Raw genomic sequence first — 21,297 nt, 5'->3', positions numbered from 1 at the left:
GTGCATGAAGGTCTCCAAGACGGGCAGCACGCACAGCACGAAGACGACGCACCACACCGAGGCGGGGACTTCGAAGAGCAAGACCTCCAAGCTGGTGTCCCCGCGCGACAAGCCGTTGTCGAAGAAGAATCCCTCCTTCAACGCCCATCACCACGGCCCCCCGTCGCTCCTGCCCCGGCACTTCAGCTCCGAGGCAGGAGCATCCGCCCCCGTCCGTCAGTCGTTGTCCGCGACCGATACGGTCGCGCTCGACGTACCGAGGGTGTAGCCAGCGGCCGCCGTGAGCGTCACCACGACCGTCTCACTCCCCTCCTTCGCCGCATCGTCGATGGGCGAGACCGGCAGCCCCACCGACGTGGCCCCGGCCGGCAGGGTCAGCGGCGAGGTGAGCGCCGCATAGTCCGTGCCCTGGACCGCGGTCCCCGTCACCGTGAAGGCAATGGAGAGGTCCGATTGGGGCGCCGGAATGGCGGTCACCGAGAACAGGCCGCCATTCGCGCCTGCCTCGCCCGCGGCGGCGTCCGTCGCGGTGATGCGCAGCTCCGGCTTCTCGTCGTCGTAGAGGTACACCGTCGCCGCGGTGCTCGTGGCGAGCTGGTACGCGGCATTCGCCGCCAGCGTGACGGTGACGCCCTCCTTGCCCTCCACGAGCGCGTCATCCGTGGGCAGCACCGCCAGCACCGCCGAGGCCGCGCCTTCCGGGATGACCACCGAGGTCGCGAGGGCCTGGTAGTCGCTCGTGCCGGACGCGCTCCCGCTCACCGTCAGCAGCACCGTGAGCGGTGCCTGCGTCGGTCCGGTGCGGGTCACCGTGAACGCCCCCGGGTCCGAGGGCTCGGCGGCCTGCGAGTCACTCGCCGTCACGGTGACGACGGGCAGCTCATCATCCAGCAGCGAGACGGTCGCCGAGGCGCTGGTGTGCACCTGATACGCCGAGTCCTCCAGCAACGTCAGGATGACGGTCTCCTTGCCCTCGACGAGGGTGTCATCCGATGCCGTGAGCACCACGTTCGCCGAGGCCGCGCCGGCCGGAATCGTCACCGTACCCGGCAGGGCGGCGTAGTCCGTCTCCGCCGCCGTGCCGGAGAGGGCGTACCGGACCGTGAGCGCCGAGGTGGTCGGTCCGGTACGGGCCACCGAGAACCGCGCCGTGTCGGTGCCAGGCTCGGAGCCCAGGGAGTCCGGCGCGGTCACGGTCACCACCGGCAGCTCATTGTCCAGCAGCGTCACCGTCCCGCTCACCGTGCTCCCCAGCTTGTAGGTCGGGTCCGCGGCGACGGTCAGCACCACCGTCTCCTTGCCCTCCACGGCCGCGTCATCCACGGGCCGCACGTCGACGCTCACGGAGTTCACTCCGGCCGCCATCGTCACCGAGCCCGAGAGGGCGGTGAAGTCGGCGCCGGAGGTGGCCGTTCCCGCGACGTCATAGCGCACCGTCAGCACCTGGCCGGAGACACCGCCCGAACGGGAGATGGTGAAGCGGCCGGTATCCGTCCCCGGCTCGGAGCCCGTCGCGTCCGAGGCCGAGACGCTCACCGTGGGCGACTGGACATAGACGTAGATGGACGAGGACGTGGTGACCGCGCCGCTGGCGTCGTACGCCTTCGCGGAGATGACGTAGGTCGCGGCCACCAGCCCGTCGAGCTGGAAGGTGAAGGGAGCCTCGCTGTCCTCGCCCAGCTTCGTGGAGCCCTGGTACAGCTCGACGCGAGCGACGGGGCCTTCCACGTCTGAGGCCGCCACCTCGAAGTTCACCGTCGCGGGGGCCGCGAAGGCCGCGCCATGGGCCGGGGAGGTGATGCGCACCGTCGGTGCATCGTTCACCGGAGTCACTGTCACCGTGGCGACGGCCAGCGGAGAGTCCTCCATGCCGTCATTCGCCTGGAACGTGAAGCTGTCAGGCCCGGTGTAGTTCGCCTCGGGCCGATAGAGGGGGCTCGGCAGCGTGCCCGAGAGCGTGCCGTGCGCGGGCGGGTCCACCAGGGTCCACGTCAGCAGGTCCCCATCGGCGTCGAAGGCCGTGAGCGCGAACGCCTTGGAGGAATCCTCGGCCAGCGTGGCGCTCGGGCTGTTGGCGAGCGGCCGCGCGTTCAGTGCCACGTTCCAGTGCTGGAGGGACACGCCCCCAACGCCGTCCGAGACGGCGACCCGCACCGAGTGGGTCCCCACCACCGCCGGCGCATAGGTGAATGAAGAGGCATTGTCCCTGACGGGAACGCCATCCACGCTCCACGCGTAGGTCAGCGGATGGCCATCGGCGTCCTCCGCCAGGACCGACAGCGCCACCGAGCCCGCCGGCCCCAGCTTGACCCGGCCCGCCGGAGTCGCGCTGGTGATGACGGGGGGACGGTTCACCAGGGTGTAGTCGACATGGGCGTACCCCGTCGTGGCATCGACGTTGAGCGGCGCATCCAGGCTGGCGACGGCCTGGTCCCCGTTCGCGACATCCAGGATGCGGAACGACTTCAGCACGGCGGGGTCTCCCACGGTGGAGTCCGTCATCCTCAGGAGGAAGCGCTTCTCCGCCAGCGTGGTGGGCAACAGGTCCGTGAAGTCGAACACGAACGTGGCGTCCACGGCCGTCTGCGTGGAGCCATTGAAGGCCCTGGGCCCACCGGTGTACGCGATGGTCGTCGGGCTCCAGACTGTCGGGTCCACCACCCCCGCATCACGCCCTCCGCCCTGCCCCGCGTCCTGCTCGCCCGTCGAGCCATCCCCCTGCCCTCCGGGCCTTCCCGCGTCCTGCTCGCCCTCTCCCAGCAGGAACCCGCCTCCCTCGCCCCCCCAGGCCATCGCGTCCTGGAACGTCGCCACGGGCATGCCGAACCCCACCTCGGAGAGGCCCAGGTTGAGCGAGAGCTGGTTGCGGCGCAGGTGGTTGACCTTCACTTCCGCCAGGAGCTTCGGTGTGTAGTTGGGGCGCACGGTGACGTGGTAGACGAGGTCGCCCTGGAAGACCGGGACGCGGCCCGTGCTGGGGCCGCCGGTGACGGCCGACACCGCCCGCAGCGCGTCGTAGGCCAGCCAGGTGAAGCCTCCTTCGTTCCAGCCCGTGCCCCAGGAGTTGGCGATGCGCAGCGCGCCCTTCTCTCCGGGGTCCACCACGTTGTTCTTGTTGATGTCGGCCCAGAGGGTGTCGTCGTAGCCGACGATGGTCATCGCATGGGAGCCGTTGTAGCCGTTCTGCCAGTACGTGACGGACTTGCCCGCGAACGCGTCATCATCCGGCGTGGCCGGGTCGTTCTTGATGGACATGCTCTGCCACGAATTGACGTACGTCCCGTAGACGAGGACGTAGCCATTGGCCAGCAGCTCCTTGACCCGCTGCAGGCCGTCCGGAGTGCTCACCTGGGTGACGTACTGGACCGGGTTCGTCCGGAACGGGAGGGCGCCGCGCCACACCGCCGCGTCAACCGGCCAGGACGTGTAGTTGGAGTCGTAGGGAAGGCTGGCCCACGTCGTCGCGCCCTGACGCGCGAGCAGGTTGTAGGCGCTGAAGATGTAGCTGCCCTCGTCCACGCCGTTGTTGATGAAGTTGTAGGTCCACTTCGGAGAGAACAGCCGCGTGTTGTCGGTGCCGTGCTTCGCGTCCCAGCCATACTGGAGCGCGACGGTGTGGCTGAGCTGGTAGTACGTCGTGGCCCACGCGACACAGGAGCCAATCGACCCCTGGCTGCGGATGGGCGGGAAGAAGTCCAGGACGCTGTTGTCGACATGCGACGGCAACACGGCGAACGAGGCGAGCTCGGACGGCGCGCGCATGCCCGGGCCGACGACCTCCTCGCCCACCGCCGCGGCGGAGGACATCGACAGCGCCCGCTGTCCCCTCGCACGGCGGACCTCGTTCATGCGCTCCAGCGCGATGCGGTTCGGCAGGACCTGGCGGACCTCGCGGCCCTCCGAGCGGAGCCGCTCGAACTCCCGGGCCGTCAGGGGCTTCAAGCCGGTAGCACCCGGCTCACGGGACGACTGCGCCAGCGCAGGCGCTCCCCCCGCGACGAACAACCCTCCAATGAGTAACGCTCGAAGATGATTTCGTGGTGACAAGCAGTTGCTCCAGTCAATGGACTACGCGCTCTTTGAAGACGAGAAACCTCTCCCACGCCGTGCCGCGCACCTCCGCCATGTCTCGCGGAGGTGAAGGGTGGCGCGCGCTCAGGCAAACCCCGGGCCACGGATGCACCGTGGTTCGCTCAGGGGAGGACGCCGCGCGTGGTGCGTGAAGACACGCCGGACTGTGGTCCTCGCACCCCACCGAGGTGGGGGCGCGAGTCAACGGTCAGTCACGACTCATGATGGGTCTACCAACTTCTCGTGCGCCTTCGAGGCCCCGTGCTCCACGGCCATCCCCTCGGGCCATGGCGGCGAGCGAGGGCCGCCGCGCACGGCACCGGGGGAGACGGAGGGCCATGGCCACGCTGCGGGCGCGCGCCACATCCCTAGCTTTCTCCTGGTGTCGTCCGGCCCGGCTCAGCCCGCGCCGAGCTCTCCTCCGCGAGGTGGCGATGGACACGGTGGACTCCCTGCTCACGGCCGTGCGCGAGGCGCTCGCCCGAGAGCCACGCCTCGACCTGCGGCGCTACCCCATTCGACTGTGGTGGGAATGGAATGACCTCGGCATGGCGGGGGAGCTCCCCGACGTGGCTTCCAAGAAGCTTGCCCTGGAGCGGGCGGCCGCGGTGCCGGGCGTGGACCACATCATCGACCAGCTCCACGTCATTCCCGACCGCCGCCTGCCGGACGACGCGGTGCTCGAGCACGTCTGCCGCGACCTCTCGGCGGAGCCCGCCCTCCTGCCCTTCGCCCTGCGGGCCCGCAAGGGAGAGGAGGTGCGGACCTGGCGTGACGCCAGCCCGGACGCCCGCGGCGCCATCGAGGTCCGGGTGGAGGACGGCGTGGTCACCCTCGACGGGGACGTGACGGGGCTCGGCCACAAGCGCCTGGCGGGCGTACTCGCCTGGTGGGTGCCGGGGGTGCGCGACGTCGTGAACGGGATGGGGGTCAGCCCCCGCGAGCAGGACAACGACGGGGAGATGGCGGATGGCGTGCGGCTCGCCCTGGAGAAGGACCCACTGGTGAGCACCGAGAGCGTCTCCATCTCCTCCCGGAGCGGCGTCGTCACGCTGACCGGCGCGGTGAACAGCGAGGCGGAGCGCGAGGCCGCCGAGCGTGATGCCTGGTGCGTGTGGGGCGTCGACCGGGTGGAGAATCAGCTGGTGATAGCCGCCCCGAGTCTCCCCTCGTGGTGACGATTCCCCTCGAAGGGACGATGAGAGGCAGGGACGCGCGGGTGGCACGGCACCTGCGCCGGACCGTGCCGGGTCACGGGTGGATGGGATGCCGGTCGAGCCAGCGGGCGATGGCCTCGCCGATGGCGTCGGGCAAGTCCTCGCTGGCGTGGTGGCCGGCAGAGCCAAGCGCCACCACCTCGAGCGCGGCGAACGTGTTGCGTGCCCAGTCGACGATGGCGGGGGAGCCGAGCGGCGTCGGGCTGTCGAGGGCGAGCAGCAGCTTGGGCACTGACGGCGACGCCGCCATCCATTCGACGTACCGGTCCAGCACCGCCATCATCTCGGCCGGCTGGTCCTCGATGGGAATCTCGCGCGGCCACGCCAGCAACGGGCGCCGCGACGCAGGGTCGGGATAGGGCGCGTAGTACACTGCGGTCTCGGCCTCGGTGAGGCCACGCTTGACGCCGGCGCCCAGCGAGCGGGCCAGGAACTGGTTCTGCTCCAGCACCAGACGCTCTCCCACGCCGGGGGTGCGCAGATTCCTGAACAGCTCGGCGCCCTGCGGCGGGTAGTCGCTCCACTTCAGCGAGCGGAAGAAGGTTTCGAACACGACCAGGCCGCGCACCCGCTCGGGGTGGCGGGCGGCCCAGTCCATGGCCAGCGCGCCGCCCCAGTCGTAGCCAACCAGCACGACGTCGTGCAGCTCGAGGGCGTCGAACCACGCGTCGAGGTAGCGGGCGTGGTCGGCGAAGCGGTAGGCGATGTCGGGCTTGCCCGAGTCGCCCATGCCAATCAGGTCGGGCGCCAGCACGCGGTGGCGTCCGGAGAGGTGGGGGATGACGTTGCGCCAGACGTAGGACGAGGTCGGGTTGCCGTGGAGCAGGACCACGGTGGGGCCGCGGCCGGCTTCCCGGTAGGACATGTGGGAATCGAGGACGTTGACGTCACGCATGGGGGGCTCCGGAGGTGGGGGCGTGGGCAGGGTCGCCGCGCGCGGACAGGCCACGAGGGCAACCGAGAGGAGCAGCGGGAACAGATGAATCGTGCGCATGCACCCACCATGGGGCCGCCCATGGTTTTCGACCAGTGATGATTCATGACGTATATCCTCACCAGCCGTGAGCCTTGCCGCCCTCGACCTCAACCTGCTCCTGGTGCTCGACACCGTGCTCGCCGAACGCAGCGTGGTGCGCGCCGCCCGCCGCCTCCACGTCACGCCATCGGCAATCAGCAACTCGCTGGCCCGCCTGCGCGCCGCGCTCGGCGACCCGTTGATTGCCCGCAGCGGTCGCGGAATCGTGCCGACCCCTCGCGCCGCCGAGCTGGCGCCGGCGCTGGCCCGTGCCCTGCGCGACCTCGACAACGCCGTGCACGGCGCCGCCTTCAATCCCGCCACCACCACCCGGCAGTTCTCGCTCGCCATCGCAGACGCCGGGCAGGTGGTGCGGCTGCCCCGCCTCGCCACGCTGCTGGCCGCCGAGATGCCGCGCGCCAGCCTGCGGGTGGTCGGCATCGACACCCTGCTCACCGGCGGCGGCCTGGCCAGCACCGAGGTCGACGTCGCCGTCGCGGTTGGCGAGAAGGGCCCCGGCATGCACCTCGAGCCGCTGTACCGCGAGCGCACCGTGCTGGTGGCGCGCCGCGATCATCCCCAGGCCGGAGAACGCGTCTCCAAGAGCGTGCTGGCCGGTCTGCGCCACGTCGAGGTGCAGGTGGCGCCCGGCAAGGGCTACCGCGGGCTGCCCGGCGCCTATGCCCGCCTTGGCATCGCTCGGGACGTCGCGCTCATCGTGCCGAACTTCAGCGCCGCAGCCGCGGTGGTCGCCGACACCGACCTGGTCGCCACGCTACCCGCCTCGCTCGTCGCCCGTCTCGGCAAGCGCCTTGGCCTGCGCATCGTGCAGAGCCCGGTGCCGCCGCTCACCGTCACCATCAACCTGTGGTGGCACGAGCGCACCCACGCCGACCCGGCGATGGTTGCCTTCCGAGACCTCATCCGGCGCGCCGGTGCCCGCGGCACCGGCGCTACAGAACGCGGCTAGGAGCGTGTTGTCCGGGATGCAACCGAGCCTGGCCCCTCAGGGCACGGCGGGATTGTCCCAGGCGCTGACGAAGGGCCTGCCGAAGAAGCGCCGGGCCTGCGAGGCATTCTCGAAGGGCACCGGCTGCATCGCCTCGAGGCACGACGTGTCCGGCGGCGCGTGCGGATTGCTGACGAAGCTCGCCGCGACGAGCAGCCCGCAGTTGGGACTGCCCGGCAGGGTGGTGGGTGAATTGAAGCCGACGCTGTGCCCCACGTGGGGGAAGGTGACGAAGGTCTGGTCCGGAGCCCGGTAATGCGCCGCCGCGACGAGGGCGGTCTCGTAGCGCGTCATCGGGTCCAGGGTGCCGTTCATCATCAGCAGCGGAACCTTCACCTTGGGCCACTCCGTCGCGTAGCGGCTGGCCGGGTACTTCGGCCAGAGCGTCGAGATGCCGGCCCGCTCCAGCCCCCAGTCCGGACTGAAGAGGGCGTCCTCGGCGCGCTGGCGCAGGGTGGCGGGGCTCGGGGCGGGTGACTCCCACAATTCGGAGAAGGCGATGTGCGCCTCGAGCACCTGGGAGAAGCCGTAGAGGTCGGTGGAGGGCTCGAAGTAGAAACTCGCGAAGTAGCGCAGGGCCTGGACGTCCGCGGGGGCGCAGCGCTCCAGCCGGTAGGGGATGGCCAGCGAGAAGAGCCGCAAGCGCCACGTCGTGAACAGGCCCGCGAGCGTCCGGCGCAGCATCGCCCGGGTGAAGCCCGCCTCGGCGCAGTGGCCCTGCTCCACCTTCGCGGCGATGGCCCGCACACGGGCCCACGGGTCCGGCCCCATCCGGGCAACGCAGGCCGCGTCCTGTCCGCACAGCGCCGCATAGCCCCGGGCCGCGTCGTCGTACCAGGCATCCATGTAGGAGAGGAACCGCTCACCCGGGGCCAGCACGGAGTCCTGGATGACGCCGTCGGCCTGGTGGGGGAAGAGCTCCAGGTAGCGCCACGCCCAGTAGGTGCCGTAGGAGAGGCCGTAGACGAAGACGGGCTGGTCCTTCTCCCGAACGCGCTCGATGAGCGTGCCGAGGTCCCTCGCCGCCTGCGTCACGTTGAAGTGCTCCAACCTGTCGCCCCACTGGGCGCGCACCTCGGCGAGGCACTGGGGCCACTCGTCTTCCGACAGCTCGGCGCCACGCGGGCTGTCCGGCAGCTCCCCCGCGCAGGTGAGCCCGGATGAGTCGCCGGTGCCGCGGTGAGCGGGGAAGTACAGGTCCACTCCGGGCATCGCCGCCGCGAGCCGCGCCGCCTGCCCGAGGTACACCATCCGCCCGGAGCCACCGGGACCTCCGTCGAGGAACCAGAGTTGCGGGGCGTGCGGCGCGCCGGACCGCAGGCGCGCGACGAAGACTGGGAGCTTCTCCCCGTGGGGGCGGTGGTGGTCCAGCGGCATCTCCACGGTGGCGCACTCCGCGCCCGCATAGGACTCCGGACACAGGCTCCACTCGATGGGCGCCCTGGCCCGCTGCTCCGCCACCTCACCCGCGAGCGCGGGCCCCCCCGAGCCCATCACCGCGAACACCCCTGCCGCCAGCAGCCCCGTCCTCGCACTCCGTCTCATGTTGCCTCCGCGCATCGGTCCGGTCCCCCCGGACGGTGTGTGGATGCGACCCGCATGGAGAGGAACTCTGACGCGGGTCACCTCCTGGACGGGCAACGCGGTACAGGCTCGCGCGCCGCGCTACAGGCCCAGGTACCACGTGATGCCGAAGACTCCCCGCACCGGCCCACCGTTGGCGGTGACATGCCACTCGGTCGGGCTGGAGCCAGCGCGCCGGGTGCCACTGGCGAGCGGCACGGCCCCGTCGAGCTCGAGCCCGAGCGACAGGCTGTCGAAGGGGAAGACCTCGGCGCCTACCCCGCCCGTGCCGTAGACCAGGGGCGTCACCGGGGTGAGCACCCGCGCTCCGAACCGGGCATACAGGCGCGCCGAGCCCAGCATCGAGGTGCGCAGGGTCAGCCCCGCCCCATAACCGGCGTAGGGCCCCGCGTCCTGAAGGCCCAGCGTCATCGAGCCGAAGAGGCCCACGTACGGGGTGAAGTCGTAGCCGAGCCGCAGGCCCACTCCGGCACCACCCCCGAGCCGTGTCGGGTACTCCACCGGGTCGCCGGAGGTGGTCTGCGTGAGGTTCCACCCGGTGCTCAGGTACACCTGGGGCTGGAGGTACAACCCCGAGGGAGCAGAGTCCTCCTCGGGGGCAGCCGCGGCGGGCAACGCCAGCAGCAGGGTCAGGAGCGCGGTGCGAAGGTGCATGTTCTGGATGGACTCCGGGCGGGGATGCACCCTGGATACGGACCGGCCCCGGAATCCTGGCTGTTGCTGAGCTGGCCCTCAAATCCAGGTGTAGTTCGGCGCATCCATCACCCCGGGCCGGACGCGCGGGAACCCGAAGTTCGGCAGATCGACGTGATTGAGGGGGAGGACGATGTACCGGTTCGCGATCGCCGCCTGTCGCACGGCGTTCGTGCCCAGAGCGCCGGCCAGATTGGTGCACGCCTCGGCTTCGATGTTGTTCACATCGAGAGCAGTCACCTCGTCATAGTGACCGAGCAGCCGCTGGAGCGCGGCCTGGGCGAGCCCTGGATTGTCGATGAACGCGGAGATCTCCCCATCGTATTGCATGCTGCGGTACGACCAGTTGGCGGAGCCCACGATGAGCCACTGATCGTCGATGATCGCCACCTTCGAGTGGGTGTAGATGCGGTTCCAGCTACCTTCCTGGACGCACGTGTAGATGTGGAGATCTCCTTCCACACGCGTGATGTCCTCGAGCTTGACCACGGTGTCGACACCTCCCCCGCCATTCTTGCGAAACGTGAAGGTGTCTGCCTCCAGCCAGCTCGAGGACTTCGGATTGTCCGCCCGGTAGGTGTCCGCCACGTTGTGGGTGAGACACGCCGCCCGGTCGATGTGGCGCTCGGTGCCGCCGTCCATGTAATAGACGCGGCGCCAGTAGGAGGCCCCGGCGACACCGGGCCTGCGGAACCGCAGCAGCATCTGGAGCCAGGAGCGGCGTGTCATGTAGCCGGAGCCCCCTCCGTTCATCGGCATCATGATGACCACGCGCAGTTCGTGACCGGCGAGGCGGCGGACCTCATGGCGCGTGTAGATGGCGCGGACGATTTCTGGATCCGCGAAGTGGTAGTTCTCCATGTAGATGTAGTCGTTGGCGGCGGAGATGCGCTCCAGGAGCAGGTCGCGCAGCTTGCGGTAGCGCGTCGTTCCCTCCGAGCGCGTCAGGGCGATGGTCACCGACACGTTGGCGACCTGCGGGGTCTGCAGCGTCCGGTTCTCCTGGACCCTGATGGCCTCCTGTCTGACGGTCTGACTCGCCGAAAAGGCGAAGCCCCGCGCCTGGATGTCCCCTCCTCCACCGAAGCTGTTCCAGATCCACCGCTCCTCGATCAGCGAGGTCCGCCGCCACCGCCGCATCCACTCGGCTTCCACGTCGTCGGTCGCCGGCCCACGAAGACGGACGGCGGCATCGTGCCAGCACATCTCCTGGGAGTGATCGGCAGAGGCGAAGTACGCGGGGGAGAGATTGATGCCCCCGATGAGCGCCGTGCGCTGGCCGGCGATGGAGAAGATGGCGATCTTCTGGTGGTTCGACGCCCCGATTTCTCCTTCGTAGGTCTCCAGGAAGACGCGGACGCGGCCCACTCCGGGGCCGGCGCTGGCGGCGGCCAGGTCGATCTCCGCCACGGCCCGCGCGAAGGCCTCGTTCGCCTCGGCCACTCCCTTTCCCTCGCTCACACGCTCCACCTTCGCCGGGCGCCAGACGATGATGTCGAAGTCGTGGCCCGCGCGAATGACCCGGTCGATGTAGGAGAGGAGCGTGTGATTGGGGACCTGGAAATGGTTCCGGTCCCCCACGGTGACGGATGATTCAATCATCCAGAATGCGAGGCGGACGTAGGTGAGCGCGTGTCGCGGCGCCTGCCGCACCGCTTCGAGCTGCGCGCGGAGCTCCGTGAAGTACTCCTCGCCGTCCATCAGGAAGACGACCTCGTTCTCGCCCGTCGCCGTCGGTACATCGACGTACGTGAACGCGTTCACCAAGGGCAGGCTGAGGGGCTCGCCCGGGTTCTGGACCTGGACGTCATACTGCCCGGCCGTGCGCGCGGGCACTCTCGCCCGGAGGCTCACCGGACTGACGACGACAACATCGGTGCACGCCACGCCTCCGACCAGCACCTGGATGCCGTCGAGGAACCCGGTCCCGGCGAGCGCGACGGTCCGGCCCCCCTCGAGCGGCCCCCTGGCTGGTGTCACGGCGGTGACCGTGGGCAGCTGGCGGTAGGTGAAGCCATTGGCGAGCGTGGCCGTGAGCGCGCCGAGGACGGTCACCACCACGTCGCAGGCGCCATGCACGTGGGCCGGGGTCCTCGCGGTGAGCGTCGTCGGAGACAGCACCCGGACGTTGGTGGCATTGCCACCGTCGATGGTGACGGTCGCCCCATCGAGGAAGCCGGTTCCGGTGAGGGTGAAGGGCGTCCCGCCAGCGGCCGGCCCGGCGGCGGGCTCGATGCGCGTGATGGTGGGCGCGGCGCGGAACGCGAATCCGGTGGCGACCCGCTCCTCACCCTCCTCACGAGTCACCACCACGTCGACCGGCCCCGCGACACCCGCGGCGGTCGTCGCGTGGATTTCCTGCGGTGACTGGAGCGCGACGGCGGCCGCCGGTGTCGCCCCGAAGGCGACGGTGGTGGTGTCCGCGAACGCGTCCCCGCGAATCACCACCACGGTGTTGCCGCCGACGGGCCCCTCGGCGGGGGCGATGCTCGTCACGGTCGCGTAGGTGAAGCCGTCGGCGAGAGTCATCGCGGGCGAGCGGGGATTCGTCACCACGACATCGACGCGGCCCGCGGCGTGGGCCGGCGTCCTCGCGTGTATCTCGGTATCGGACTGGCGAACGACGTGGGTCGCGGGGGTACCGCCGATGCTCACCGTTGCCCCCGCGGCGAAGCCGTGGCCGCGAATCACCACGTCCGTTCCCCCAGCGGGCAGGCCGCGAGCCGGGGTAATCGAGGTGACGTCGGTATACGTGAACGAGCCCGCGAGCGTGGTCGGGGCGCCGTCCGCGTTCTGGACCTCGATGTCGACGGTGCCCGCGGCGTGAGCCGGGGTGACCGCGGTCAACGTCGTCGGGGACACGACGGTGACCTGAGCCGCGGGCCTGCCGCCCATCAGGACCCGCGCGCCCGCGGCGAAGTCATTCCCCGTGATGGTCACGGCTGTTCCACCGGCTGTCGCTCCACGCGGCGGCTCGACACCGGTGACCGCCGGAGGCGCGACGTACGTGAACGCCCCCACGAGCGTGCTCGCGAGCTCTCCGCCATTCTGGACGACGATGTCGACGGCCCCGGCGGCGTGCATCGGCGTCTGCGCGGTGATGGTGTCCGGCGGAGTGATGGCGGCGACGACGTTCGTGCCACCTATCGTCACCGTGGCCCCCGCGGCGAAGCGCTCCCCCTTGATGGTCACACGGGTGCCTCCGGCGGCCGGGCCGCGGGCCGGCTCGATGCGCTTCACCTCGGCGCCGGCGAAGGAGAGGCCCTGGGTCAGCGTGCCGGTGACCCCGGCCCCGTCGGTGACCACCACGTCGACGCCCCCCACGGCGTGGGCCGGCGTTCGCGCGACCAGCTCCGTGCTCGAGCGGAAGGTCACGGCCGGCGAGGCCGTCCCGCCGAAGGAGACCGTTGCCGCCGCGTCGAAGTACTTGCCGCGCAGGACGATGTCCTCGCCGCCGACGGGGCGGGCGCGGTTCGGCACCGCGCCGGTGACCAGTGGCGCGCAGTACCTGAAGCTGGACCGGGTTCCTGCGGCGCGACCGTGGTTCCACACATCGAGGTGGACCACCCCGGCGCCCGCGCCGCGCGCTGGCGTCCGCGCCCGGAGCTCGGTCGCGGAGCTCACGACGACATGGGTCGCGGGGGTGCCGTCGATGTCCACCTCCATGTTGGCATGGAACCCCTTGCCCTTGATGACGATGTCGGTGGCCCCGCTCGTCGGCCCCTCCGGGGGCGTGATTTCACTCACGACACAGCGGTAGTGGAAGCCGATGAACACGGCCCTCGACCCATCCAGATTGGTGACCTGGACCCGCACCGAGCCGGCAAGCGCGCGCGCGGGCGTGTCGACCGTGATCTGGGTGGCCGATACGACCGTCACGTTCTGCCCGGGCGTCCCGTCGAACGTGACGGTCGCACCCGCCGCGAACAGGGTGCCCGTAATCGTTACCTGCGCTCCTCCAGCCACTGAGACGTCAGCGGGGTTGATGCCTGTCACGGTCGGCACTGTCGATGTCTCCTCTTCCCAGGTGTTTGCTCACACATCGGGGCCGCCGGGCCACCAGACGGGCTGTCCGCTCGGCGCTCCCGCGATGGGGGTGCCTGCACTCAGACCAGAAATTCCGCGCGGAGCTGCTTCCGCGTGGCGTCGTCGGGCTCGCTCGTCACCGGCAGGTTGAAGTCCCGCTGGAAGTCGCGGAGCGCCCTTCGGGTCCACGGTCCGAGCTCGCCATCCTCGTCGCCGCAGGTGTAGCCCAGATGGCACAGCCGGGCCTGGACGCCGGCAATCGTGTCGAGCGGAGCGAGGCAGGCCACACGAAACTCATGGGTCTCTCTCCCGTCCCCCTTGCCGAGGGTGATCTTCACGGTATGGACCGAGGCCGCCGCGGGCTCGATGACAAAGCCATCACCGTTCGTCTCGCCAGCGCGCTCCTCCGTCATCGCGTCACTCACCAGGGCAATCACATAGGGCTGCTTCGCGCGCGGCTTGCCTTCCGGGTCCAGGAACCGGACACGAACGGTCTCGGCGAACCCCTTGCCGCGGATGCGGTAGGCCTTGCCGGCTTCGACCTGCTTCGCCTCGCGCCGGGGCACGGGAATCACGACGGAGTCCCCGGGATTGAGGATGTTCTTGTCCCCGCGGAGCTTCTTCAACGCCGCGTTCTCGTCAGCGTTCCAGAGGGTGTCTGGCAGGAGCCCGTAACGGTAGGCAAGGGTCGAGATGCACTCGCCCTCCCGCACGACGTGGGTGATGGGGCCCTTGCTGCCGGCCCCACTGGGAGCCTTCCAGGCCGCGTCCCCCTTGCAGAGGTCCCGCTCGGGCGGGAGCTTTTCGAGGGTCTCGAGCTCCCAGGCGTCGCGATCCAGCTCGCGCGGGTAGAGCCGATACCGTCCCTGCTCGAGGAGGCCGCGGAAACAGACGTGCCCAGCGGCATCCGTCTTCGCGACCAGCACCTCCGTCTCGCTCTTCTCGAGGACGACGGCGACGTTCTCCACCGGCGCATCGTCGGGGCCGATGACGAGGACCTCTATCGAGTGCCGTTCCTTGTAGGGGCACGGGGCGACGACGTTGTCGGGAGCCACGTCCGCCCCGTGCTGGCTCGCGGCCTTCTCCGCGGCCGCGAGCCTCGCGTGCCTGTCGTCCGGTGTCTCCTCCGGCTCGGCCCGCGGGCTCTGCTGCCGGCGGCCCGACCCGGCGAAGTACGCCGCCGCGGGGTCATGGACCGGAGATGTGCCCTCGAGGAGCGAGCTCATGGGGCACCGCCCAGCGAAGCCCGCGCCTTGCGGTTGTTCTCCTCGAGCTCGAGGTCGCGGAGGCACCGGCTCGACACCCGCCTCAGCCGCTCCGAGGGAGACTCGATCTCCACATCACGCAGGTACTCGCCAACCCACGGGCGCGACGGCTCCTGGTCGAAGTTCCAGCCGAACGACGCGCAGAGGTTCAAGAACCGGATGCAGTCCTGCTTGCTCGAAAGAGCGTAGCCGCGGGCCCTGGACAGGCTCGCCTCGATACGCGCACGGAGCCCGTCATCGTCGAGCTCCGCGACCTCCCGCGGGAAGTGGGACCGCAGGTGGATGACCATCTCCCCGATGAACTGCGCCTCGCGGGCTCTCCCGAGAGCCGCCAGTTGCTCGCTCCGAACAATCATCCCGCCAGCATAGCGGACCGGGGCCCTGGCTTCACCCTGTGTGTATTTGCATCGGGCGCTCGGAATGACTGCCGCGGCCGGGGCCACACCGTCCCCGCGGGGGCGAACCTCCTCGCCAGCCCCCATGGCGCAATGAGAAGGTGGCGCGGAGGCGCGGCATCCCTCGGGCCCATCTCGCGAGCGCACGATGAAGACGGACACAGCAGAGGCAGCAGGCACAGGTCCGGAGAGGATCAACCGTGGTGACGTGTTCTGGCTCGCGCCGGACGACTCGCGAGGGCCTGTCCCGGGCTACTCCCATCCCCACGTGGTGGTTCAGGACGACGTCTTCAACCACTCGCGCATCACGACCGTGGTCGTGTGCGCACTGACGTCGAACCTGCACCGGGCGAAGGAGCCGGGGAACGTCCTGCTGGAGGTGGGCGAAGGAAACCTTCCCAAGCAGAGCGTCGTGGTCGTGTCGCAGGTCTCCTCGGTCGACAAGGCCCGCCTGGGTGAACGCATCGGCTCACTGTCCGACGCGCGGGTGGAGCAGATCCTGGCCGGCCTGCGCTTTCTGCAGGTGTCGTTCTTCAGGCGGTAGCGAGGCCACCGCTCCCGAGAGGCCGGGAAGGTCCCGAGGCGAGGATGCCGGAGCGCCCAGGCGAGAATCTCGCACGCTCTCGACGACGGCCACCCAGTCGCCCACCTTGACGGCATCGTAGAGGGCGAGGATGGCGGCGTTGTCGTGGCGGATGCACCCGTGCGAGACGTCCTCGCCCAGCCGTGTGGGCGCGTTGGTCCCGTGGAGTTCCTCTCCCGAGCGGGAGCCATCCGCCCATGACAGGTCGATGATGCGCGGGCCGTAGACGAGGCCTCCCCACAGCTTCAGGCCCAGGGCCCGTGCGGCCGCCGCGCCCAGCTTCGTGTGGACCTTCTTCAGGCCGGCGTCCGTCGGGGTGGCTCGCGCCCCCACGGCGTTGCCGAAGATGCCCTGCAGCCCCCCCTTCGCATCGAAGAGGAAGGTCCGGTGCTCGTTCTTCACCACCAGCACGCGCAGCGGGGTGCCGTCGTAGCGCGGCACCGGGAGGTTGTGCGGCTGGCCGCGCTGCTTCGGGAGCGGGGCGAGCGCGTCGAGGGCACGCAGGGTGGCGGCATCCACCACTCCGGTGGGCTGGACGTCCGAGAAGGCCGACCGGGCGTGCACCTGGAAGTTGCGGACCGCCTTGAGCGACTGAGGGCCGAAGGAGCCATCCGCGCCTCCGTGCAGGCTGAAGCCCATGTCAATCAGTGCCTGCTGCACGGACTGCACGCCCGGGCCCCGGGCGTTGCGGCCGAGCGTCGCCCGGCCAGCGAGCACGTGCGCCAGTCCGGGCTGGTCCGCGAAGCGGCCATTGCGAAGGGAGGTGGAACCAGAGGGGGTCGTGGACATGGGAGGCCTCGTGTGAGGTGAAGCGCGGAAACAATCCAGGGACGAAGGCCAGGGCCCTCAGGAGACCGCCACGGACGGCCGCTGGGGCGGATCCCCGTAGGTCCGGAACTCCCACCCCTCCGCCTGGAGACCCTGGATGAAGTTCTTCAGGTCGTTGGCCGTGGCCTGGTTCACGTGCATGAGGATGTCCAGCGGCCGGCCCTTCTTGCCGTAGAGCACCTCCCAGCTCTTGCGGGCCGGAAAGCACTTCTGCGTGTTGGCCAGACCGCGGGGGGCCTTCCAGTCGTTGGTGTCCACGTCCCACCCGGTGAGCTGCAGGCCCAGCGCGGCCGCCACCTTCCGCAGCATCGGGCTCTTGGCGCCCACCCACCCGGCGCCGTACGGAGGCCTCAGCCGGTTGGGGCGCACTCCCGCGCTCTCGAAGATGATGTCCTGCGTCCGCTGGAGCGCCTGCCAGAGCTGCGCCTCGGGCAGCTTGGGTAGCGCCACATGGCTCCAGGCGTGGCTCTGGATGATATGGCCGCGCTCGGCGATGAGCTTGACCAGGGCGGGCTGCTTCCGCACCTCCTCGCCCAGCACGTAGAAGACGCCCTGGACGCGGTTCGCGTCCAGGATGTCCAGGGTGCTCTTCAGGGCCACATCCTTGCCCTTGTCGTCGATCGGGCCGTCGTCGAAGGTGAGGACGGCGCCAGGAATGGGGTTCATTCGAGGGACCTCTCTTCCCGAGTCTGGAGACATCGGTAGGACGCCGGAGCGTCCGAAGGAGGTCCACCCTTCCCAATCCAGTTCATCCTTGTTCACACTCCAGGCACGGGAGTGGACCCGGGATGTTCATTATTCAAACCGGCGGTGAGGCCCGGAGTGCCCGACGCGCGGCGCGCCACGCGTCGGGCCTTTCAGCGGTCCGGCGTCAGGAGATCTTGACGCTGGAGGTGGCGTTGTTCAGCGCGTGCAGGTCCTTGGCGTCGGCACTCAGCGGCAGCTGCTGGCCATGGAAGTTGTCTTCCTTGAAGAGGACCACCTTCAGGCCGGACGGCACCTTCACCGAGCTGACGGTGTTGTTGTCGATGCCGTACCGCTCCAGCTCGGCCTGGGTGTACTGGCCGGGTGGCAGGGACACGTCCTTCCCCTGGAAGTCCTCCTTCTTGAAGAAGGTGGCCCGGCGCTTCTCGTAGGGCATGATCTTGATGCTGGAGCAGTTGTTGTGCATCCAGTCCAGCTCGTGGGCGTCGGCCACCACGTCCATGGACTTGTCGCTGAAGTTGTCGCCCTTGAAGAGGACGGCCTTCAGGCCGGGCGGCACCTTCACCGAGCTGATGGTGTTGTTGTCGATGCCATACTTGCTCTTCAGCTCGGCCCGGGTGTAGTCGCCCACGGGCAACTCGGCCTTGTTACCGCGGAAATCCTTCTCATAATAAACGATAATCTTGTCTGCCATTGCCTTCCTCCTCCGTGAGCGGACCGGCTTCTATTTCCTTGCACTCGAATTCCTGCGAGTCATGGATTTTCCTGCCAGAAGCCAGCGCAAGGATGGGAACCGCGGTTCGGAGGCGCAACCCTCACTCCCGGCCCCCTCCCCGGGGGCGGAGGAGAGCGTGGATTCGCCGTCAAAGCGCGTGTGGCCGCGCAGACATCAATGAACGCCCAGGCTCCAGCGCTGCCGCAGCTCCGTGCGGCGGGACGGGTCCTTCAGCAACCGGTGGGCCCAGAGCAATGGACCGGCCCGGCGAACCTTCTCGAACTCGTCCGCGTGCAGGGGAATGACCCAGAGCAGGTTCACCGGCGAGCCAGGAGGCACCGGCACGACGGGGCCCGGCGCGAGGAGGAAATGGCGCAGCCCCAGGAGCGGCTCGGAGAGGACCGCGATGTCGCCTTGCGCCCAGGCGTCCTCTTTCGACTGCATCAGCGCTCCGAGCGCCGACAGGGCCATGGCCCGCTCCGGACCGTGCGAATCCATCCAGGCCGCCAGCTCCACGTGCGCGGAGCCCGAGTCCCGCGTGCCGCCCGGCTGAGGCACCCGGCCGAAGCCATTGGTGACCAGCGTGAAGCCGGAGGTGCCCAGCCGCGTGCGGATGAGCACCACGTGCGGGGGCAGGCCCTGCGAGGCAGGAGGTGCCATCTCGGCGACGGTGTCCCCCGGGAGGGCGCCCTCCAGGGCATGACGGAAGAGGGCCTGGTACGTATTGAGGCCCACGCTCGAAGGGGACGGCTTGCCCGGTGCCGACGCGCGCGCCCAGCGGGTGAAGGGCTCCGCTGCATCCGAGATGCGCTCGAGCACCAGGCTGGAGTGCTCGCTGGCACGGACGCGGTAGCTCACCATGTCTCCGTCAAAGGACTCGGGCCAGGAGCCGGGCTGCACGCCCAGCGGCACTTCCAGGATTTCACCCACGGCGAGCATCCGGTTCTCGCGCACCATGCGGTAGGCGGCGAAGTACAGGGCCTCGCGGGCACGCGTGGTCTCCCAGGTGTCCCACTCCTCCGGTGCGAGCTGGAGGTCCGGCAGCCCGAAGCTCTCCATGCCCCGCAGCCGGAGCTGGCGGCTGCCCGCGCCGCGAGAGACGTCGACCCACGCGGTGAATGGACGGTAGTCGGGATGGGACAGGCTCCGGAGCAGCCGCGCGAACGTGCTGCTGTCCTTCACGAGAGAGCCTGCCTGGTGCAGGACCACCGCCATGCCCTCGTGGGCCAGGCGTGCCACCAGCATTGAAAGTACGCGCATCCAACCATCCCCGGCCCACGGGTCCGGGTTGCTTTCGTCTCGTGCCAGCCGCTCGCCCTCCCCGCCCGGAGAGACACCGGTCGCGAGCGTCAGGTAGCCCGCCTCCCTGGGCAGGTTCGGGAGCTGCCGCAAATCCAGTCCCTCACGGGGCATGGGGCCGGTTCCCAGGAGGACGTGCACGGTGTGCCGGCCGCTCGTGAGCTGGACGCCCTGCTCGTTCCTCACCGTGAAGCCGAGCTCCGCCAGCCCCAGTCCCTCGAGCCACCCGGCAAGTGACTCCGGGGTGGCGGGCAGGGACTCCGCGAAGAGGACCGAGACCCGGGCCTGCGGGCGGGCAGACGCGAGCCCGGTGGGCCCCTTGGAGGTGGGCATGTCATCTGGAGAGGAGGTCTGCGGAACGGAAAGGTGAGCGTGCATGAGAACAAGGGGCCCCACGGCGAAGTCGCTGGAGCGCCCAGCAGGAGGCCGGGGCTGTCGCGCAGGGGCTCGCGCGGAAATGAAAGCGCGCTTCCCTCTCTAACGCTTCGGAGCCCCCCTCCACTCCAGTCCGCTAACCTCGCTCCAGTCTCCCCGCGAAGGGCTCCGCCGTACGCCTGCTCCCGGCGGGCCTGTCTGCCTGGTCCCGCCACCGCCTGGATGGCCTCCCTGGCGGTCAGGTGTTGGCGTCACTTCTGGCCGTGGAGCCACGAGCCCCACCGCACGAGCCGCGCGCCGCCCGCGGGCTCGTGCCCGCCACCGGCGGCCACGCGCTCGGTGCCGCTGGCAAGCGGCTGGAAGCGCGCCTCATAGGGCAGGCCCGAGAGCGCCGGGACCCACGGGTCGGCCGCATAGGACTCCGAGAAGAGATATTGGGTGCCGTCCGCGCTCTCGGTGCGCTGCACGGTGAGGGCGGGCACGTCGCGCCCCTCCGCGGTGAAGGTGCCACGAGTGCCGGACGCCGCGTCGGCGGGAGGCCAGTCCCCCGAGGACAGCACCTCCCAGGGCAGGCTCATCAGCAGCTCCTCGAGGGGCTCCGGCTCGACCTGGGAGAAGTCGGAACAGGGGGCGGCGTTGGTGTCGATGGGCCCCTCGGTGCGCAGGATGTAGCCGCGCTCGGCGGCGAAGCACACGCGCTGCACGCCAGGCGATGGGCCCACGTCCACGTGCCGGTCGTAGTACGCGCCCGGGCCCAGGGGCCGCTCCAGCGCGGGCACGGGGGCATTGGCATCGGCCGAGCCTTCACGGAACTCGCGCAGCGTCAGCTTGAAGCCGCCCGGGGTGCGGAAGCCGGCCGTCTCGGTGCTCGCGTCGAGCAGGCCGCGGGTGAGGTAGAGCGGGCCCGGCGCGTTGGCGTACACGCGCGTGCGCAGGGGGCCGTCCACGGGGCGCTGGTCGCTGACGTAGCGCAGGGCCTCCCAGGTGCGGCCCGCGATGGAGGGACTCTCGGCGGTGGCCTTGCCCGCGTGGGGCACGTCGAGCGCGCGCGTCGTGTCCGCACGCACGGGGAGGAGGAGGTCCTGAGCCAGCCGCGTCTGGGCCAGGGGCTTGCCGGCCTCATCGGTGAAGGCCAGGCGCACCCAGACCCAGGGCTGCTGCACGGCCACCACCTCCAGCATCAACTGACCGCCGAGGGTGCGCGCGGCGCCGCCGCCGCGGGGCTCGGGGCCCTGGGTCGCTGAGAAGGAGTAGATGACCCGGTCGCCCACGCGGGCGCGCTTCCAGGCGTCAGCGTCCTGCATGAGAGAGGCCCCCTGCTCCTGGGTGTCGGAAGGGGACGGGCTGCTCGCCTTCGTGCTCTCGCAGCCCGGGAGGAAGGACAGGGCCGCGCCCAGCAGCGCGGCGATGGGGAGTGTGGAGTGGCGCATTGGCATGTGGGACGGGATACACCGGCAGTGCATTCACGCTCCCCAGGAAACTCCTGGCACGGCGCGCCGAGAATGAATCCATCCGGC

The 21,297-nt window shown here is 70.0% G+C and carries 16 protein-coding genes; 4 read left to right on the top strand and 12 right to left on the bottom strand.

What is annotated here, in order from left to right:
* Positions 1–4 precede the first annotated feature (4 nt).
* Positions 5–268, top strand: a complete 264-nt coding sequence (locus tag K8638_RS39530; protein WP_223759926.1) for a hypothetical protein — start codon at positions 5–7, stop codon at positions 266–268.
* On the opposite strand, the gene K8638_RS39525 is transcribed toward K8638_RS39530, so the two are convergent.
* Positions 217–3,942, bottom strand: coding sequence for a Calx-beta domain-containing protein (locus K8638_RS39525; RefSeq protein WP_223759925.1), 3,726 nt, complete (start codon positions 3,940–3,942; stop codon positions 217–219). The two genes, K8638_RS39530 and K8638_RS39525, sit on opposite strands and share 52 nt — an antisense overlap.
* A 563-nt stretch (positions 3,943–4,505) precedes the next feature.
* On the opposite strand from K8638_RS39525, the gene K8638_RS39520 reads away from it, so the two are divergent.
* A complete protein-coding gene (locus tag K8638_RS39520) occupies positions 4,506–5,249 on the top strand; it encodes a BON domain-containing protein (RefSeq protein ID WP_223759924.1) in 744 nt (247 codons plus the stop codon).
* 73 nt (positions 5,250–5,322) lie between these two features.
* Here the strand turns inward: K8638_RS39520 and K8638_RS39515 are convergent, their stop codons facing one another.
* The gene (locus K8638_RS39515) at positions 5,323–6,183 is read right to left on the bottom strand and encodes a haloalkane dehalogenase (protein ID WP_223759923.1); all 861 of its coding nucleotides are present in this window, start codon (positions 6,181–6,183) and stop codon (positions 5,323–5,325) included.
* A 166-nt stretch (positions 6,184–6,349) separates the two neighbouring features.
* Here K8638_RS39515 and K8638_RS39510 point away from each other — a divergent pair, with 166 nt between their 5' ends.
* Complete coding sequence (locus tag K8638_RS39510; protein ID WP_223759922.1) at positions 6,350–7,273, top strand: LysR family transcriptional regulator; 924 nt, start codon at positions 6,350–6,352, stop codon at positions 7,271–7,273.
* A 36-nt stretch (positions 7,274–7,309) separates the two neighbouring features.
* On the opposite strand, the gene K8638_RS39505 is transcribed toward K8638_RS39510, so the two are convergent.
* The 5 genes from K8638_RS39505 to K8638_RS39485 form a co-directional block, all read right to left on the bottom strand.
* Entirely contained in the window at positions 7,310–8,857 is a 1,548-nt protein-coding gene (locus tag K8638_RS39505) for an alpha/beta fold hydrolase (protein WP_223759921.1), read from the bottom strand.
* A gap of 120 nt (positions 8,858–8,977) precedes the next feature.
* A complete protein-coding gene (locus K8638_RS39500; RefSeq protein ID WP_223759920.1) occupies positions 8,978–9,550 on the bottom strand; it encodes an outer membrane beta-barrel protein in 573 nt (190 codons plus the stop codon).
* 78 nt (positions 9,551–9,628) lie between these two features.
* Positions 9,629–13,594, bottom strand: coding sequence for an IPT/TIG domain-containing protein (locus K8638_RS45460; RefSeq protein WP_223759919.1), 3,966 nt, complete (start codon positions 13,592–13,594; stop codon positions 9,629–9,631).
* Between the two features lie 101 nt (positions 13,595–13,695).
* Positions 13,696–14,841 (bottom strand): peptidoglycan-binding protein, encoded by a 1,146-nt coding sequence (locus tag K8638_RS39490; protein ID WP_223759918.1) that lies wholly within the window; start codon positions 14,839–14,841, stop codon positions 13,696–13,698.
* Positions 14,838–15,236, bottom strand: coding sequence for a hypothetical protein (locus K8638_RS39485; RefSeq protein WP_223759917.1), 399 nt, complete (start codon positions 15,234–15,236; stop codon positions 14,838–14,840). The genes K8638_RS39490 and K8638_RS39485 overlap by 4 nt, the downstream gene beginning before the upstream one ends.
* Before the next feature lie 187 nt (positions 15,237–15,423).
* Here K8638_RS39485 and K8638_RS39480 point away from each other — a divergent pair, with 187 nt between their 5' ends.
* Positions 15,424–15,819, top strand: coding sequence for a type II toxin-antitoxin system PemK/MazF family toxin (locus K8638_RS39480; RefSeq protein ID WP_223759916.1), 396 nt, complete (start codon positions 15,424–15,426; stop codon positions 15,817–15,819).
* Here the strand turns inward: K8638_RS39480 and K8638_RS39475 are convergent.
* From K8638_RS39475 to K8638_RS39455, 5 genes are all read right to left on the bottom strand, one after another.
* Positions 15,745–16,647: a L,D-transpeptidase family protein gene (locus K8638_RS39475; RefSeq protein WP_223759915.1), complete on the bottom strand. Its 903-nt coding sequence runs from the start codon at positions 16,645–16,647 to the stop codon at positions 15,745–15,747. The two genes, K8638_RS39480 and K8638_RS39475, sit on opposite strands and share 75 nt — an antisense overlap.
* Positions 16,648–16,704: 57 nt before the next feature.
* Positions 16,705–17,352: a polysaccharide deacetylase family protein gene (locus K8638_RS39470; protein WP_223759914.1), complete on the bottom strand. Its 648-nt coding sequence runs from the start codon at positions 17,350–17,352 to the stop codon at positions 16,705–16,707.
* Between the two features lie 205 nt (positions 17,353–17,557).
* The gene (locus K8638_RS39465) at positions 17,558–18,085 is read right to left on the bottom strand and encodes a beta/gamma crystallin-related protein (protein ID WP_223759913.1); all 528 of its coding nucleotides are present in this window, start codon (positions 18,083–18,085) and stop codon (positions 17,558–17,560) included.
* Positions 18,086–18,280: 195 nt separating this feature from the next.
* Positions 18,281–19,738, bottom strand: a complete 1,458-nt coding sequence (locus K8638_RS39460) for a hypothetical protein (protein WP_223759912.1) — start codon at positions 19,736–19,738, stop codon at positions 18,281–18,283.
* A gap of 293 nt (positions 19,739–20,031) precedes the next feature.
* The gene (locus tag K8638_RS39455) at positions 20,032–21,216 is read right to left on the bottom strand and encodes a DUF6068 family protein (RefSeq protein ID WP_223759911.1); all 1,185 of its coding nucleotides are present in this window, start codon (positions 21,214–21,216) and stop codon (positions 20,032–20,034) included.
* Positions 21,217–21,297: the final 81 nt, after the last annotated feature.

This window comes from Myxococcus sp. RHSTA-1-4, from assembly GCF_020037125.1.
Taxonomy (GTDB): Bacteria; Myxococcota; Myxococcia; order Myxococcales; family Myxococcaceae; genus Myxococcus.
Note: the sequence above shows the minus strand (reverse complement) of the source record. Positions and strands in the feature narration are given on the sequence as shown.